This window comes from Cellulosimicrobium sp. ES-005 (assembly GCF_040448685.1).
GTDB lineage: Bacteria > Actinomycetota > Actinomycetes > Actinomycetales > Cellulomonadaceae > Cellulosimicrobium > Cellulosimicrobium cellulans_G.
This window is the reverse complement of sequence record NZ_CP159290.1, coordinates 4,778,780-4,794,739: the sequence shown is the minus strand read 5'-3', so window position 1 is coordinate 4,794,739 and position 15,960 is coordinate 4,778,780. Positions and strand designations below refer to the sequence as shown.

12 protein-coding genes are annotated in these 15,960 nt (G+C 73.0%); 5 read left to right on the top strand and 7 right to left on the bottom strand.

The genetic code is table 11. The features are described from left to right. The first annotated feature begins 1 nt into the window (after position 1). Both ABRQ22_RS21365 and ABRQ22_RS21360 read left to right on the top strand, forming a co-directional pair. The gene (locus tag ABRQ22_RS21365) at positions 2-1,216 is read left to right on the top strand and encodes an AI-2E family transporter (protein ID WP_353708100.1); all 1,215 of its coding nucleotides are present in this window, start codon (positions 2-4) and stop codon (positions 1,214-1,216) included. A gap of 84 nt (positions 1,217-1,300) precedes the next feature. After that, positions 1,301-1,666 (top strand): VOC family protein, encoded by a 366-nt coding sequence (locus ABRQ22_RS21360; protein ID WP_047232624.1) that lies wholly within the window; start codon positions 1,301-1,303, stop codon positions 1,664-1,666. A gap of 36 nt (positions 1,667-1,702) precedes the next feature. Here the strand turns inward: ABRQ22_RS21360 and ABRQ22_RS21355 are convergent, their stop codons facing one another. From ABRQ22_RS21355 to ABRQ22_RS21340, 4 genes are all read right to left on the bottom strand, one after another. Next, the gene (locus ABRQ22_RS21355; RefSeq protein ID WP_253051239.1) at positions 1,703-2,086 is read right to left on the bottom strand and encodes a hypothetical protein; all 384 of its coding nucleotides are present in this window, start codon (positions 2,084-2,086) and stop codon (positions 1,703-1,705) included. A gap of 64 nt (positions 2,087-2,150) precedes the next feature. Then, positions 2,151-3,026 carry a coenzyme F420-0:L-glutamate ligase gene (cofE, locus tag ABRQ22_RS21350; RefSeq protein ID WP_253051238.1) on the bottom strand — a complete coding sequence of 292 codons (876 nt, stop codon included), beginning with the start codon at positions 3,024-3,026 and terminating at the stop codon, positions 2,151-2,153. Beyond that, positions 3,023-4,021: a TIGR03557 family F420-dependent LLM class oxidoreductase gene (locus ABRQ22_RS21345; protein WP_253051237.1), complete on the bottom strand. Its 999-nt coding sequence runs from the start codon at positions 4,019-4,021 to the stop codon at positions 3,023-3,025. Before ABRQ22_RS21345 ends, cofE begins: the two co-directional genes overlap by 4 nt. A gap of 115 nt (positions 4,022-4,136) precedes the next feature. Continuing rightward, on the bottom strand, positions 4,137-6,065 hold the full coding sequence (locus ABRQ22_RS21340; RefSeq protein WP_353708099.1) for a DUF4914 family protein: 1,929 nt from the start codon (positions 6,063-6,065) through the stop codon (positions 4,137-4,139). 183 nt (positions 6,066-6,248) lie between these two features. Between ABRQ22_RS21340 and ABRQ22_RS21335 the strand changes: the two genes are divergently transcribed. Both ABRQ22_RS21335 and valS read left to right on the top strand, forming a co-directional pair. Further along, positions 6,249-7,229 carry a hypothetical protein gene (locus ABRQ22_RS21335; RefSeq protein ID WP_253051235.1) on the top strand — a complete coding sequence of 327 codons (981 nt, stop codon included), beginning with the start codon at positions 6,249-6,251 and terminating at the stop codon, positions 7,227-7,229. A 64-nt stretch (positions 7,230-7,293) separates the two neighbouring features. Then, positions 7,294-10,101 carry a valine--tRNA ligase gene (gene valS, locus ABRQ22_RS21330; protein WP_353708098.1) on the top strand — a complete coding sequence of 936 codons (2,808 nt, stop codon included), beginning with the start codon at positions 7,294-7,296 and terminating at the stop codon, positions 10,099-10,101. Positions 10,102-10,184: 83 nt separating this feature from the next. Here valS and ABRQ22_RS21325 read toward each other — a convergent pair whose 3' ends face one another. Then, positions 10,185-11,384: a Vms1/Ankzf1 family peptidyl-tRNA hydrolase gene (locus tag ABRQ22_RS21325; RefSeq protein WP_253051233.1), complete on the bottom strand. Its 1,200-nt coding sequence runs from the start codon at positions 11,382-11,384 to the stop codon at positions 10,185-10,187. A 164-nt stretch (positions 11,385-11,548) separates the two neighbouring features. Next, entirely contained in the window at positions 11,549-11,899 is a 351-nt protein-coding gene (locus tag ABRQ22_RS21320) for a chorismate mutase (protein WP_308202274.1), read from the bottom strand. A gap of 105 nt (positions 11,900-12,004) precedes the next feature. On the opposite strand from ABRQ22_RS21320, the gene ABRQ22_RS21315 reads away from it, so the two are divergent. Beyond that, complete coding sequence (locus tag ABRQ22_RS21315; RefSeq protein ID WP_353708097.1) at positions 12,005-13,822, top strand: AMP-dependent synthetase/ligase; 1,818 nt, start codon at positions 12,005-12,007, stop codon at positions 13,820-13,822. Positions 13,823-14,535: 713 nt separating this feature from the next. Here the strand turns inward: ABRQ22_RS21315 and clpX are convergent. Beyond that, positions 14,536-15,822 (bottom strand): ATP-dependent Clp protease ATP-binding subunit ClpX, encoded by a 1,287-nt coding sequence (clpX, locus tag ABRQ22_RS21310; RefSeq protein ID WP_353708096.1) that lies wholly within the window; start codon positions 15,820-15,822, stop codon positions 14,536-14,538. Positions 15,823-15,960 lie beyond the last annotated feature (138 nt).

The window sequence follows — 15,960 nt, the reverse complement described above, 5'->3', positions numbered from 1 at the left end:
CGTGACCACGACGACGTCGCGCGCCCCGGCGCTGCCACCCTCCACCCGCACGCTGCTGGCTCTCGCGGCGGGCGTCGTCGTGCTCGCCGGCGTCCACACGGCGCGGGAGGTGCTCGCGCCGCTGCTCCTCGCGGCCGTGATCGTCATCATCTGCCACCCCGTGCGGTTCCCGCTCGAGCGCCGGGGCTGGCCGCGGTGGGCCGCGACGACGGCGGTCGTCGTGGTCGCCTACCTCATCCTCGCCGTGCTCGTCGCGATGCTGGTGTTCGCGGGCTTCCGGTTCGCCGACCTGGTGCGCGAGTACCTGCCGGCGCTCGTGCGCTCGGTCGAGGACGTCGTCGACCAGCTCTCCGCCGTCGGGATCGACACGGACGTCGCGGAGGCGGCGACGTCGTGGCTGGAGCCCGCCCGGGTCCTCAGCCTCGCCGGGAACGTGTCGGGCATGGCGCTCGGCATCGCGACGGCCTTCTTCTTCGTGCTCGCCTACGCGATCTTCATGGCGGCGGACGCAGCGCGGTACTCGACCGCGACCACGGTGTTCGGCACCGAGCGCGCCGCGACGATCGACCGCGCGGCCCGGTTCAGCGGCGGCGTGCGGCGCTACTTCGTCGTCAACGCGTCGTTCGGCGCGGTCGTCGCGATCGTCGACGGCGTCGCGCTCTGGCTGCTCTCCGTCCCCGCGCCGACGGTGTGGGCGATCCTCGCGTTCGTCACGAACTTCATCCCCAACATCGGCTTCGTGCTCGGCCTCGTGCCGCCCGCGATCATGGCGTTCGTCGTCGGGGGGTGGCAGCTCGCGCTCGCCGTCGTCGCGGTCTACTGCGTCGTGAACGTCGTGCTCCAGGTGCTCGTTCAGCCCAAGTTCGTGGCGGACGCCGTGAACCTCAGCCTGACCCTCAGCTTCGTCTCCGTCGTGTTCTGGACGTTCGTCATCGGTCCGCTCGGCGCGATCCTCGCGATCCCGCTCACGCTCCTCGTGCGCGCGCTCGTCCTGGAGCCCGACCCCGGCTCGGGCTGGCTGCGCTGGCTCTCCGGCGACGACGTGTCCCGCGCCCGTGGGACGGACCCGGCGCCCGGCGCGGCGGAAATCGACGGTCCGACCGCGGCGGAGCGTGTCGAGGCGCCCTCGCCCCGGGACGCGGAGACCGAGCGTGACCCTCAGGTCCAGCCTGAGGGTTCGGCGGCGGACGACGCGCCTGCCCCGGAGACGGCGTAGCCGCGCACCCTGTTGCGACCCCGTCCACGGTCCCTAGGCTGGCAGACGGCGGGTGTCCGCCCGTCACCGGCACGGGGAGGAACCATGGCGCACGGAGACATCACGCACATCGACATCCCGGTGAGCGACAGCGGCCGGGCCACGCAGTTCTACGGCGAGCTCTTCGGCTGGCAGATCGCGGAGGTCCCGGGCTTCGAGGGCTACCCCATGTGGCAGGCGCCGAACAAGATCAGCGGCGGCGGTCTCGCCCCGCGGTCCGAGGGGTTCACCACCCCGCGCAGCTACGTCGAGGTCGACTCGATCGAGGACACGCTCGCGAAGGTGCGCGAGCTCGGGGGCCGTGTGGTCCTGGAGAAGTCCGAGATCAGCCCGACGTCGTGGTGGGCGGCGTTCGAGGACGCCGACGGGAACCAGATCGGCCTCTACGAGGGCACGACGGACGCGGGCTGACCACGCCGGGCGTCCCCACCCGGGCGGTCGTCGCGGTCAGAGCGACAGCACGCGACCGTCCGGGTCGCCCGGCCGTCGGGGCCGGAGCGTGGGCGGGGGCGGCCACGGGAGGTCGTAGCGCTCCACGGGGACGTCGATCGCGCCGAAGTCGTCGGTCTGCACGACCACGCCGTCCGGCGTGACCTCCACGAGCCGGACGCGCAGGGGCGGCGCGTCCTCCCGCTCGAGCATCCACACGTCGGCCAGCCACGCGAGGCTGAGCCCGTCCAGCGCCTCCTCCGCCTCGAGCCAGCCCACCGGGCCGGTCAGCTCGCGCCCGAGGAGCGACACCGCGACCCAGGCATCGCCCTCGGGACGGATCCAGCCCACGTGCTCGCGGTCGTCGGGGCGGCGGTGCGGGATCCACTCGGCGGGCAGCATCCCGGCAGGCTAGCCCGCCGGCCGTCCGCGAGCCAGCACATTGCCGCCCTCCGGGTGCCGCCGCTCAGCGGGCGGGGAGGGGCTCGTTCCCCGACCCCTCGCGGAAGCCCTCGCCGAACCCGTCGCGATAGCCGCGGTCGTAGGCCTCGGCGCTCCCCTCCCGGAAGAGGTCGTCGGCGGAGGGCCGGACGAGCGCGCGCGCACCCGGGCCGTCGTCGTCGCCCACGTACCGGCCCAGCCCTCGCACGACGGCGACCGGACGGCCCGCCGTCTTGCCGCGCACCAGCTCGCTCGCGGAGGCCACCTCGTCGGCGACGGCCGTGACCGTCACGGAGAGGGGACGGCCGTGCGCGTCCGTCCCGCCGCGCAGGTCCTCGGCCACGACGATCCCCGCCGCACCGATCGCGACGTCGACCAGCCCGTCGCGCCACGCACGACCCGCGGTGTCGGTGACGACGACGCCCAGACGGTCGAGCCCGAACCGGTCGCGCAGCGCGGCCCGCAGCGCCCGGGCCGAGGCGTCCGGGTCGAGCGGGAGCAGGAGCACCGTCCCGTCGGGGGTGTTGGAGGCGTCGACCCCGGCCGCGGCCATGACCAGGCCCAGGTGGTTCTCGACGATGCGCAGCGGAGGCTGGCCCGGGCGCTCGCGCGTCGCGACCACGCGCACCGTCTCGTCGGTGATCGCCTGCTCGCGGTCGGCGGCGGCGACCACGCGGCCCTCTGCCTTGGACACGACCTTGCTCGTCACCACGACGACGTCGCCCTCGGCGAGCGCGTCGCCCGGCGGCGCCCCGGCGAGCAGGTCGCCGACGAGCGCGGCGAGGTCGTCGCCCGGGCGCACCTCGCCCAGGCCCGAGGGCGCCCACACGGACAGGCGCGCGTCGTCGCCCTCGCGCGCGCCGCCGTCGGGCACGACCGCGCCCGTTCCGCCGGAGGTCATCGCGCCAGCTTCGGAAGGACCTCGCGACCGAAGACCTCGATCCACTCCCGCTGGTTGCGGCCCACGTTGTGGAGGTAGATCCGGTCGAAGCCGAGGTCGACGAACTTCTGGATGTACGCGCGGTGCTCGTCGGGGTCGGCCGAGATGACCATGCGGCCCTCGAAGTCCTCGGGGCGCACGAGCTTGGCCATCTGCTCGAAGTCGTGCGGCGAGCGGATGTCGGCCTTGGGGAACTTCATGCCGCCGTTGGGCCACTCGGTCATCGCGTTCGCGAGCGCCTCCTCGTCGGTCGCCGCCCAGGACAGGTGGAGCTGCAGCACCTTGGGCATCGCCTGCGGGTCCCGGCCGGACTCACGGACGCCGTCGTCGAACTTGCCGAACAGCATGGAGATCTTCTCCAGCGGCGCACCGACCGTGATGAGGCCGTCCGCGTGCCGCCCGGCGCGCTTCGCCGTCACCGGGCCCGCCGTGGCCACGAGGATCTCCGGCGGGACCTCGGGCATGGTCCACAGCCGCGTGGACTCCATCTTGTAGAACTGCCCGGAGTGCTTGACGTCCTTGTTGTCGAGCCCGGACTGGAACAGCTTCTTGATGACGTCGATCGCCTCGAACATGCGGTTGATGCGCTCGGGCGCCTCCGGCCAGTAGCCCGCGACCACGTGCTCGTTGAGCGCCTCGCCCGAGCCCAGGCCGAGCCAGTGCCGCCCGGGGTACATCGCGGCGAGCGTCGCCGACGCCTGGGCCACCATCGCGGGGTGCCAGCGGAACGTCGGCGCCGTGACGCCCGGGCCGAGGTCGCCCCTCGTGCGCTCGCCGAGCGCGGTGAGCACGTTCCAGACGAACGACGACTCGCCCTGCGCGGGGACCCACGGCTGGAAGTGGTCGGCCGCCATGGTGCCGGAGAAGCCGTGCTCCTCCGCGTAGGCCGAGAGCGCGACGGCCTCGGTCGGGTGGAACTGCTCCAGCATCGCGGCATAGCCGATCGTCAGACCCATGAGCCGACCCTAACCCCCCTCGAGCCCGCCCGGGCCGCCGGTCGCGCCGGGCGCGGCCGCCGCCTCACGACGACGTCCGCGCCCGGCGCTCCCACGGCCCTCCGGAGCGCCCGGGTCAGACGTACAGCGGGGTCAGCGCCTCGTACTCCTCGACGGAGCCGTTGCGCAGGCACACCTCGATGATCTGCCGTCCCAGCGGGTCGAGGCCGTCGGTGAGGAACTGCCGGAGCTCGCTCGCGAAGAAGTCGGTGATGATCCGCGCCCCGGTGTCGTAGGCCTCGATCCCCACCTGGGACTGCAGCTCGGGCCGCAGGAACGTCGGCCGCACGAGCTGGCCGTCGATCTTCATCTCGGTGAGCGTGTACCCGAACAGCGGGCAGCGGGCCGGGGTGAGCTCCTCGGGGCGCAGGCGCCCGCCCCCGCGACGGGCGAGGTACTCGCGGGTCAGCCACTCCGCGGCGAAGTCGACCTTGTACGCGCCGATGTGCTGGTTGGGCGTCAGGACGTACCGGGTCCGGTCCGTCTCCACGAGCTGGCGCAGCAGGAGGTTCGCGGCCGCGACCTTGGTCCCGGTCGCGAACGGCCAGTACGACCCGACGCCCTCCGCGACCATGCCGCCGTGGGCCAGCGCCTCCGTCGCCGAGCGCGACTCGCCGATCGACGGGTTCTTGTCCCCGCGCGGCGCGACGAGCCGCCAGATCCACGCGAGGGAGGCGGGGACGACGTGGGTCATGCCCATGATCCCGTAGGTCGGGTGGTCCCGGGTGCAGGCCGGCATGCGGGCGCCGAACGTGCGGACGTCGACCTCGGCCGGCCCGGCGACGCCGGTGAGCAGGTGGCGGGGCACGACGACGCGCGGGTTGGGGCAGCGCCGGCCGTCCGAGTCGAGCGTGTGCTCCCAGGGCAGCACCGTGGCGTCGGGGACGCCGTCGATGTTGAAGAACACGAGCGGGACGTCCGGGTGGATGCACGCACGCTCCAGGTGGGCGTCCTGGCCGTAGCCGGTGAGGTTGTCGACCCGCACGAACCACCCCTCCTCCGCGTCCGTGACGACGAGGCGACCGTCGCCGGTCTGGAGCCCGGCGTGGCACAGGGTCATGTCGTCGGTGACGGGGTCGAGCGCGCTCGTCTCCCCGAGCGTGATGACGTACGGCTCGTCGGTCACGACGTTCGTGCCCAGCAGGATCCGGCCGTCCTCCTGACGCCGGATCTCCTGGCACATCTCGGACTTGCCGCCGCCCGACGCGCCCTCGTGCATGACGACGGTCTCGTTCTCGTACGGCGTGGTGACGCGGACCGACGACGCGTGCGCGGTGACCCAGCCCTCGCGCTCGCCCACGTCGAGCAGCACCGAGAACACGCCCTTCTTCGCGCTCGGACCGGGGTACAGGTTGTAGGCGAACACCTCGTGCAGCGTCTCGGAGCGGTCGTGCACGACGACCTGGCGCCCGCCGAACCGCGTGTGGCGGAACGGCGGGGCGACGTAGAGGATCGAGCGCGGCTCGAACGGCCCGAGCTCGTCGAACGTGGTCCAGCCCTGCAGGTCGACGAGCGCGAGGGCGAAGAACGCCGCGTTGGCCGGGCAGACGGCGAGGGACGGGTAGCCGTGGGTGCGTCCCCCCGCGCGGAACGGCACGACCACCAGCTCCTGGGTCGCGAGCCACGCGAGCGTCTCGTCCTTGACCGGGGCGAACTCCGCACCGAAGACGTCGCGGTAGCGCGGCTTGTCGGTGGGCAGGTCGTCGGCGATGCGCATGCAGTCCGGGTCGCGACGGCGCATGTAGTCCTCGGGGTAGTTCACCGCGACGCCGTTCCGGCAGCGCACCACCTCGGCCTCGGGGACGAGGGTGCCGTCGGCGTCGTACTCCACGACGAACCGCGGACCGCCGTCAGGGCCGAGCGCGAGGCGGTAGAGCTCCTCGCGCGAGGACGGCACGACGAGGTCCGGGCACGCCGCGAGCGCCCCCTCGAGCGCGGGTGGGAGGACGACGCCCGGTGGCAGGGCGCCGGTCGTGCGCGCGCGGTCGGTGGTCGTGAGGGTCATGGTTGCTCCCGGTGGTCGGCGCGAGGGACGAGATCGAGGTGCGCCCACGAGCACCCGTGTCTTTGCGTGCAGGTTACGAGCCGATGACCAATCACCCCCAGGGACCTTGGACCCGTTGTGACGTGCCCCGCCGATCCGGCCGCGGCCCCCCGCGCCGCGCGGACCCCCGATAGCCTCTCGCCGGTGAGCACCTCTCCCCCGCCCCGCGCGACCCTCGACACGCGAGCCCTCGTGGAGCCCGTGGACCGCGCGGCGGTGCGCGCGCACCACCGGGAGGTCCGGCGCCGGGCGCGCGCGGCGCGAGCGCTCACGCGATCCTCGGTGACGTCCCGGGTGCTCGCCAGGGTGCTCGGAACCGCCTTCCTCGCTCTCCTCCTCGCCCTCGCGGTGTTCGTCGTCGGCGCCGTCCTCGCCCTCGTCGTGGTCGGGCTCGTCGCCGCCGGAGTCGCCGCCGGGATCGCCGTCGGGCTCGTGGCGGTCGGCCTCGTCGCCGTCGGGCTCCTCGTCGCCCGGGGCGTGCGGCGCTCGTCCGCCCGGGACCACGAGCGGGCCTACCGCCTGAGCCGGTTCGCCGCGGCGAACGGGTTCGACCTCGAGGCGCGGGTCGACGATCCGGAGCTGCCCAGCGGGGCGTTCCGGCTGGGCATCCTCCGCGTCGCCTGGAACGTCGTCCGCACCCGCGGTCACCACCCCGTCGAGGTCGCGACCTACACCTACAGCGCCGGCTACCGCAACGGCGAGCCGTTCGAGTTCACCTATGCCATGGTCGGCCTCGACCGCGCCCTCCCCCACGTCGTCGTGGAGACGGCACCCGCCCGGGGCCTGCGGGGCGCCCGGGCTCCGCGGGGCGTCGAGCGCGTGTGGGAGCTGCCGGTCGACGGCCCGTTCGGCGACCGCCACCGCGCCTACGGGCCCGTGCGGTCCCCGACGGGCACCGCGCGCGCCGTCTTCACCTCGGAGGTCGTCGAGACGCTCGTCCGCGGACCCCTGCCGCTCGCGGCGGAGGTGTCCGGCGACCGGCTCTTCCTGTACAGCGAACGCCCGCTCGACCTCCTCGACCCGGCGGTCTGGGAACGCCTCCTGGGGACGGCCACGGACCTGGCCGCACGCCTGTCCGGCGCGGACGGGACCGGCGCCCCGGGCGCCGCCTCCCGCACCCGGTGACGACGGCGGCCGGGACGCGAGACGCCGTCGGGAGCGGCCCCGAGATCTGGGAGAATGGGCGACCATGAGCGACTTCCCGACGAACGCGCCGACGGGCGCGGCCGATGCCACGGCAGCAACGACCTCCTCCGCCGGCCACGTAGCCGGCGACGTCGTCCGCGCGGTGGTCGCGGGAGTACCCGACCGGGTGAGCCTCGACGGGCTCGAGGAGACCTACGACGCCCGCTGGGCCGAGCAGGGGACGTACGCGTTCGACCGCTCCAGGACCCGCGAGCAGGTCTTCTCCATCGACACCCCGCCGCCGACGGTCTCCGGCTCCCTGCACGTGGGCCACGTCTTCTCCTACACCCACACCGACGTCGTCGCGCGCTTCCAGCGCATGCGCGGCCTCGAGGTGTTCTACCCGATGGGCTGGGACGACAACGGCCTGCCCACCGAGCGCCGCGTGCAGAACTACTACGGCGTGCGCTGCGACCCGACGCTCCCCTACGTCGAGGGCTTCGAGCCCCCGCACGAGGGCGGCGAGGGCAAGTCGGTCAAGGCCGCCGACCAGGTGCCGGTGAGCCGCCGCAACTTCATCGAGCTGTGCGAGCGACTGACCGCCGAGGACGAGAAGCAGTTCGAGGCGCTGTGGCGCCGGCTCGGGCTCTCGGTCGACTGGGCGCAGCACTACCAGACGATCGACGCGCGGTCCCGCACCGCGGCGCAGCGCGCGTTCCTGCGCAACCTCGCACGCGGCGAGGCGTACCAGGCGGAGGCCCCCGGGCTGTGGGACGTGACGTTCCAGACGGCGGTCGCGCAGGCCGAGCTCGAGGCGCGCGACTACCCCGGGCACTTCCACAAGGTCGCGTTCCACCGCGTCGCGCCCGGCACGCCCGACGACGGCGCTCCGGTCCACATCGAGACGACGCGCCCCGAGCTCCTCGCGGCGTGCGTGGCGCTCGTCGCGCACCCGGACGACGAGCGGTACCAGCACCTGTTCGGCACGACGGTGCGCTCGCCGCTGTTCGACGTCGAGCTGCCCGTCCTCGCCCACCCCGCCGCCGAGCGCGACAAGGGCGCGGGCATCGCGATGTGCTGCACGTTCGGCGACCTCACCGACGTGCAGTGGTGGCGCGAGCTGCAGCTCCCGACGCGGTCGATCATCACGCGCGACGGCCGCATCACGCGCGAGACGCCGGACTGGATCACGTCGCACGCCGGCCAGGGCGTGTTCGCCGAGCTCGCGGGCAAGACGACGTTCTCGGCGCGCCAGGTCGTCGTCGACGCGCTGCGCGACGCGGGCGACCTCGACGGCGAGCCCGTGCCGACCCAGCGCAAGGCGAACTTCTTCGAGAAGGGCGACAAGCCCCTCGAGATCGTCACGTCGCGCCAGTGGTACATCCGCAACGGCGGCCGCGACTGGACGACGGCCGACGGCACGACGCGCGACCTGCGCCAGGAGCTGCTGACCCGCGGCAAGGAGCTGGCGTTCCACCCCGACTTCATGCGCGTGCGCTACGAGAACTGGGTCGGCGGCCTCAACGGCGACTGGCTCATCTCGCGCCAGCGCTTCTTCGGCGTCGCGATCCCGCTGTGGTACCCGGTGCTGGAGTCGGGCGAGGTCGACCACGACCACCCCATCGTCCCGTCCGAGGACGTCCTGCCCGTCGACCCGTCGTCCGACGTGCCCGCCGGGTACACGGAGGACCAGCGTGGCGTGCCGGGCGGGTTCGTCGGCGAGAACGACATCATGGACACCTGGGCGACGTCGTCGCTCACGCCGCAGATCGCCGGTGGCTGGGAGGTCGACCCCGACCTGTTCGAGCGCGTGTTCCCCATGGACCTGCGCCCGCAGGGCCAGGACATCATCCGGACCTGGCTCTTCTCGACCGTCGTGCGCTCGCACCTCGAGTTCGGCTCGCTGCCGTGGAAGAACGCCGCGATCTCGGGCTGGATCCTCGACCCCGACCGCAAGAAGATGTCGAAGTCCAAGGGCAACGTCGTCACGCCCATGGGCCTGCTGGAGGAGCACGGCTCCGACGCGGTGCGGTACTGGGCCGCCTCGGCCCGCCTGGGCACCGACGCGGCGTTCGAGGTCGGGCAGATGAAGATCGGTCGCCGCCTCGCCATCAAGATCCTCAACGCGTCGAAGTTCGCGCTGTCGTTCGGCGTGGACGCCGAGACCGGGACGGGCGAGATCGTCCTCGACCCCGCGCTCGTCACCGAGACGCTCGACCGCGCGATGCTCGCCGGCCTCGCGTCCGTCGTCGAGAAGGCGACCGAGGCGTTCGAGGCGTACGACCACACGCGCGCCCTCGAGACCACGGAGACGTTCTTCTGGACGTTCTGCGACGACTACCTCGAGCTCGTCAAGGACCGCGCGTACGGCGCCGGCGCCGCGGCGTCCGACGTCTCGGCCGAGACCCGGTCCGCGCGCGTCGCGCTCGCGATCGCGCTCGACACGCTCCTGCGTCTCTTCGCGCCGTTCGTGCCGTTCGCGACCGAGGAGGTCTGGTCGTGGTGGCGCGCGTCGGAGGGATCGATCCACCGCGCGCCGTGGCCGACGTCCGACGTCGCGCGCTCGGCGGCCGGCGACGCAGACCCGGCCGTGCTCACGGCCGCGGGCCACGCGCTCGCCGCGCTGCGCAAGGTCAAGTCCGAGGCGAAGGTCTCGATGCGCACGCCGATCCTCGCGGCGCAGGTCGCCGTCCCGGCCGCGTCGCTCGCCGGCGTCGAGGCGTCGGTCGTCGACGTCCGCAACGGCGGGCGCGTCACCGGCAGGCTCGACCTCGTCGCGGCCACGGCGGGCCAGGGCGACCCGGCCGTCCAGGGCGGGATCGTCGTCGTCTCCTCCGAGCTCGGCGAGCCCGAGGCCCGCAAGAAGTCCTGACTCCCCCACCTGTCGTGGGCATGGAACGGGCCCGGTTCTGCGGTCAGAACCGGGCCCGTTCCATGCCTTCAGCGGCCGGCGGGTCAGATGATCTCGCCGCGCAGCCTGGCGTCGTCGCCGGACATCGTCGCCGCGACCTCGCGCGGCGTGCCCTCGTCGGCCCACCGCAGGGTCGCGCCGACGCCCTCGATGAGCTCGACGCTGCCCTCGGGCGCGAACGTCAGGCCGGCGTCCTGGCCCACCGCGGCACGGACGAGCGCGACCGTCGCGGGGAGCTTCTCGAGGCCCTCGGTGACGCCCAGGTCCTGGATCTCCTCCTTGGACGCGGCGATGTGCATCGGGCTCGGCCCGATCCAGAGCGAACGGCCGTCGAGCGCCGCGTCCTGGCCGTACTCGTCGGCCAGGACGAGCTCCTTGACCTGCCCGCGCGCGAGGACCGCCACGACGTCCTCGACGGACGTCACGGCACCCGACTCGCGCCCCTGCTCCTGACGGAACTCCGCGAGGACCTTCTCGCGCCGTCGTTCGCGGAAGCTGTCGAGCGCGTCGGCGACGTTCGCCTCGAACGCGGCCTCGTTGATGCCCGGGCCTCGACCGCCGCCCGGGACCTCGACGACGAGCTCGGCCGTCGCACGGCCGAGCGCCCCGCGCACGAGAGGGACGGCGCGCACGTCCCCGGTGAGGAGCACGAGCTCGGGGCGGTACTCCGCCGCCTGGCGCTCCAGCTCGGCGGCCACCGCCTCGGCGTTGCGCTCCCACGAGTCCTCCGCGCGCGACTCGATGCGCTTGTGGGACAGGCCGCCGGTCCGGACCTTGTTGATGACGTCGTGGCCGCCCTCGACCGACTCCGGCTCCGCGTACGGCAGGTGTCCCCCCGCGACGGACCACGTGAGGTCCGCGCCCTGGCGGTCGACGACGACCCGCACGTAGTCGACCGACTCGTCCGCGGCGCGCGCCGCCTGGAGCAGCGCGGGGACGGGGCCCCACGACCCCTTCGTGAGCGCCGGCGGGTCCTTGACGACGCGGTCGACCAGCACGCCCGTGTCGTCCGCGATCAGCACGCGCCCGTGGGTGCCCCCGACCCGCGTCGGCCGCAGCACCACCTCCTCGAGGTCGTCGAGGACGGCGTCGGGCGCGCCCTCCTGGCGCAGCGTGCGCCGCACGCCCTTCCAGCGGTTCTCGACCTCGCGGTCCCCGGCCTCGTTGGCCCGCGTCGCGTCGATGTACACCGTCGCGAAGGGGCCCGGGTGGCCGAGGAGGGGCTTGAGCCAATCGATCTTCATGCGAACACCTCTAGCGTCCGTCGGCGTGGCGGGCAGGCCGCCCGGCGCGCAGGTCGTGCCGACGCCGGGGCCCACCCTGGGACCCCTCCAGGGTCGGTCAGATCGACCCGCGTCGCCACCGCGCGTCGGGCAGGACCCGGCGGACGCCGACGGTCAGGACGCCGTCAGGAGTAGGTGTCGAGGACGGGCGTGCCCTCGCCCGACGCGGCGTGCTCCGCGGCGATCCGCTCGTGGTGGCGGATGACCTCGCGGACGATGAACTCGCGGAACTGCTCCGCGAACTGGGGGTCGAGGCCCGCGGCGTCGGCGATCCCGGTGAGGCGCGCGATCTGCTGCCGGTCCCGGTCGGGGTCGGCCGGCGGCAACCCTCCCTGCGCCTTGAGCTCCCCGACCCGGCGCGTGAACTTGAACCGCTCCGCGAGCAGGTGCATGAGCGCGGCGTCGATGTTGTCGATGCTGTCGCGCAGCATGAGGATCTCGGCGGGGACGGCAGCGGGGCCGGGCGGGTTCGTCACCCACTGATCCTAGGCGCGCCCGGCGACCCGAGGAACGCGATACTCGGAGTACGGAGTAAAGTGTCACGCCGTCCCTACCTGCCGTCCCACTCAGCGGAGAGTCCCATGACGGAACACGCGTCGCCGAGCCTCGTCGAGGTCTCCCCCACGGCGACCATCAGCACCCTCCTCACCGACCGTGTCGCCCGTGGACCCCACGCGACGCTCGTCGAGCGCCGGACCACCGCGGACGGCCCGTGGGAGCCCGTCACCGCGCAGGAGTTCGAGGCGGACGTCGTCGCCGTCGCGCGCGGCCTCGTGGCCCGCGGCATCGAGCCGGGAGACCACGTCGCGATCATGTCGCGCACGCGCTACGAGTGGACCCTCCTCGACTTCGCGGCGTGGGCCGTGGGCGCCGTCCCCGTGCCCGTCTACGAGACGTCGTCGGCCGAGCAGGTGCACTGGATCCTGTCGGACGCCGCCGTGCGGCTCGCCGTCGTGGAGACCGCCTCCCACGCCGCCGAGGTCGCGTCCGTGCGGGACCGCCTGCCCGCCCTGGAGGACGTGCTCGTCGTCGAGGACGGCGCCGTGGACGCCCTGCGCGCCGCAGGCGCTGACGTCCCCGCCGAGGAGGTCGACCGCCGTCGTGCCGCCCAGCGGGTCGACGACCTCGCGACGGTCATCTACACCTCCGGCTCGACCGGGCGCCCCAAGGGCGTCGAGCTCACGCACCGGAACTTCGTCCACCTCGCGCTGAACGGCCGTGCCGGCCTCGCCGAGATCCTCGACTCCGACGGCGCGCGCACCCTCCTGTTCCTGCCGCTCGCCCACGTCTTCGCGCGCTTCATCCAGGTCGTCGTCGTCGCGTCGAACGCCGTGCTCGCGCACTCGTGGGACACCAAGAACCTCGTCGCCGACCTCGGGACGTTCCGCCCCACGTTCCTGCTCGCCGTGCCGCGCGTCTTCGAGAAGGTCTACAACACGGCCGAGCAGAAGACCGGGACGGGCGCCAAGCGCAAGGTCTTCCACTGGGCCGCGAAGGTCGCGATCACGTGGTCGCGCGCGCTCGACACCGCGGGCGGACCGTCGTTCGGGCTGCGCGCGCAGCACGCCGTCGCCGACCGGCTCGTCTACTCGACGCTCCGGGCCGCGATGGGCGGGCAGCTCACGTACTCGATCTCCGGCGGCGCGCCCCTCGGCGAGCGGCTCGGGCACTTCTACCGCGGCGTCGGGCTGCGCATCCTCGAGGGCTACGGCCTCACCGAGACGACGGCCCCCACCGCCGTGAACCTGCCCGGCCTCACCAAGATCGGCACCGTCGGGCCCGCGTTTCCCGGCACCTCGCTGCGGATCGACGACGACGGCGAGCTGCTCGTCAAGGGCGACCACGTCTTCCGCGGCTACCGCAACCAGCCCGAGCTCACCGCCGAGGCGCTCCAGGACGGCTGGTTCCGCACCGGCGACCTCGGCGCGTTCGACGACGACGGCTACCTGCGGATCACCGGCCGCAAGAAGGAGATCATCGTCACCGCCGGCGGCAAGAACGTCGCCCCGGCGGTGCTGGAGGACCGCCTGCGCGCCCACCCGCTCGTGAGCCAGGTCGTCGTCGTGGGCGACCAGCGCCCCTTCATCGGCGCCCTCGTCACGCTCGACGCCGAGATGCTCCCGGGCTGGCTCGCGACCCACGGCCTGCCGCCCATGGACGTCGACGCCGCCGCCACGAACCCCGACGTCCTCGCCGCGCTCGACCGCGCCGTCGCGCACGCGAACGAGGCCGTCTCCCGCGCCGAGTCGATCCGGAAGATCACCGTGCTGACCTCGGACTTCACCGAGCAGAACGGCTACCTCACCCCGTCCCTCAAGGTGAAGCGCGGCCTCGTCATCAAGGACTTCGCCGACACGATCGACACCCTCTACGGCGCCAAGGTGGGCGCCGACGCCTGACCGAGCCCCCGGCCCCGGTCCCCCCGAGGTAGAGCCGTGGTTGCGCGAGGTAGAGCCGTGGTCTTTGTGCCCGACGGCGCGTGGTCGGCCTGGGTGGTCGGGGTGGGTGGTGGTGCCGCGTCTACCATCCGCCGCTCGTTCCTCGCGGCTCCCGCCAGGCCCGACCACGACGCGGCACCACCACCCACCCCGCCCGACGTCGTCTCACCCTGGTCGTTGCTCACCTTGGGCGACCCCCCGCGGAGTGGGCCTCGGCCCGCGCCGCGCGGCCGGCCAGGCCGCGCGACCGGCCGGATCGCCGCACCGCCGCGCCGGGACAGTCGCCGGTCGCGGGACCGTCACGTCGGGCAGGTGGTTCGGGCGCGTCTGGCGCGCGGGACCCGTCCTTGTCGCCTGCTCGAGCCACCAGGACGGCCTGGTCGGGCACATGCCGAGCCGGCACGGGCGCACCCGCCCCGCCCCGGCGGGGCACCCGATGGTCGCGAGCGGCGACCGACGTCCCGGGCGAGACGATCGCCGAGCGGTGGGGGTGGGCTCGGATGCGAAGGGGCGTCAAAGCGGCGCTCCTCGAACCCACGGCCGAGGAACCGGGGTGACGGCGCCGCAGCCCCGAGCACCGAGGCCACCCGCGCCGCGGACCCGACCACGCGGGCCTGAGACGCGACCAAGCGTCGACCTCGGCCGAGCAGGGTTCTCTCTCCGCGGGTTGCCGGTCAGGCGGACTTCTCCCGCGGGGTGCGGCTGCGCGCGGTGGAGGTGCGCGGCACGATCGTGGGGTTCACGTTGTCCAGCACGACCTCCCGCGTGATCACGACCCGCTCCACGTCATCACGCGACGGCACGTCGAACATCACCTGCTGCAACACCTCCTCCATGATCGCCCGCAACCCCCGCGCCCCCGTCCCCCGCAACAACGCCTGCTCCGCGACCGCCTCCACCGCACCCTCGGTGAACTCCAGCTCCACCCCGTCGATCGCGAACATCCGCTGATACTGCTTCACCAACGCATTGCGCGGCTGCGTCAGAATCCGCACCAACGCCTCGGAGTCCAACGCCGACACCGACGCGATCACCGGAAGACGCCCGATGAACTCCGGGATCAACCCGAACCGATGCAGATCCTCCGGGCGCACCTGCGCGAACAGATCCTCCCCCGCACCCGTCTCGATCGACGCACCAAACCCCACCCCCCGCTTGCGCGCCCGCGCCGCCACGATGTCGTCCAACCCCGCAAACGCCCCCGCCACGATGAACAACACGTTCGACGTGTCCACCTGGATGAACTCCTGATGCGGATGCTTACGACCACCCTGCGGCGGCACCGACGCGCTCGTACCCTCGATGATCTTCAACAACGCCTGCTGCACACCCTCACCCGACACATCACGCGTGATCGACGGGTTCTCCGCCTTGCGAGCCACCTTGTCGATCTCATCGATATAGATGATCCCCGTCTCAGCCTTCTTCACGTCGAAGTCCGCCGCCTGCACCAGCTTCAACAGAATGTTCTCCACGTCCTCACCGACATACCCCGCCTCGGTGAGCGCCGTCGCATCCGCGATCGCGAACGGCACGTTCAACATCCGCGCCAACGTCTGCGCCAGATACGTCTTACCCGTCCCCGTCGGACCGATCAACAGAATGTTCGACTTCGCCAGCTCCACGTAGTCCGGGTCCTCCGGGCTCGACGGCTTGGACTGCTCGCCCGCCTGGACGCGCTTGTAGTGGTTGTAGACGGCGACGGCCAGGGCCCGCTTCGCGGCGTCCTGGCCGATGACGTACTGCTCGAGGAACTCGAAGATCTCCTTGGGCTTGGGCAGCTCCGTGAGGCCGAGCTCCGTCGCCTCGGCGAGCTCCTCCTCGATGATCTCGTTGCACAGGTCGATGCACTCGTCGCAGATGTACACACCGGGGCCCGCGATGAGCTTCTTGACCTGCTTCTGCGACTTGCCGCAGAACGAGCACTTCAGCAGGTCGGCGCCGTCTGAGATACGAGCCACTACGCGTCTCCTTGTCCGGGTGCCCGGGGCCTCCCGCCGTCGGGATCGACGGCGCGGGGCCCGAGCACGGCCGAGCGAGTCCTGCTCCCCATTCCACACCACGGGGCCCCCGTTGTCAGGTGGGCTCCCCGGACGGGG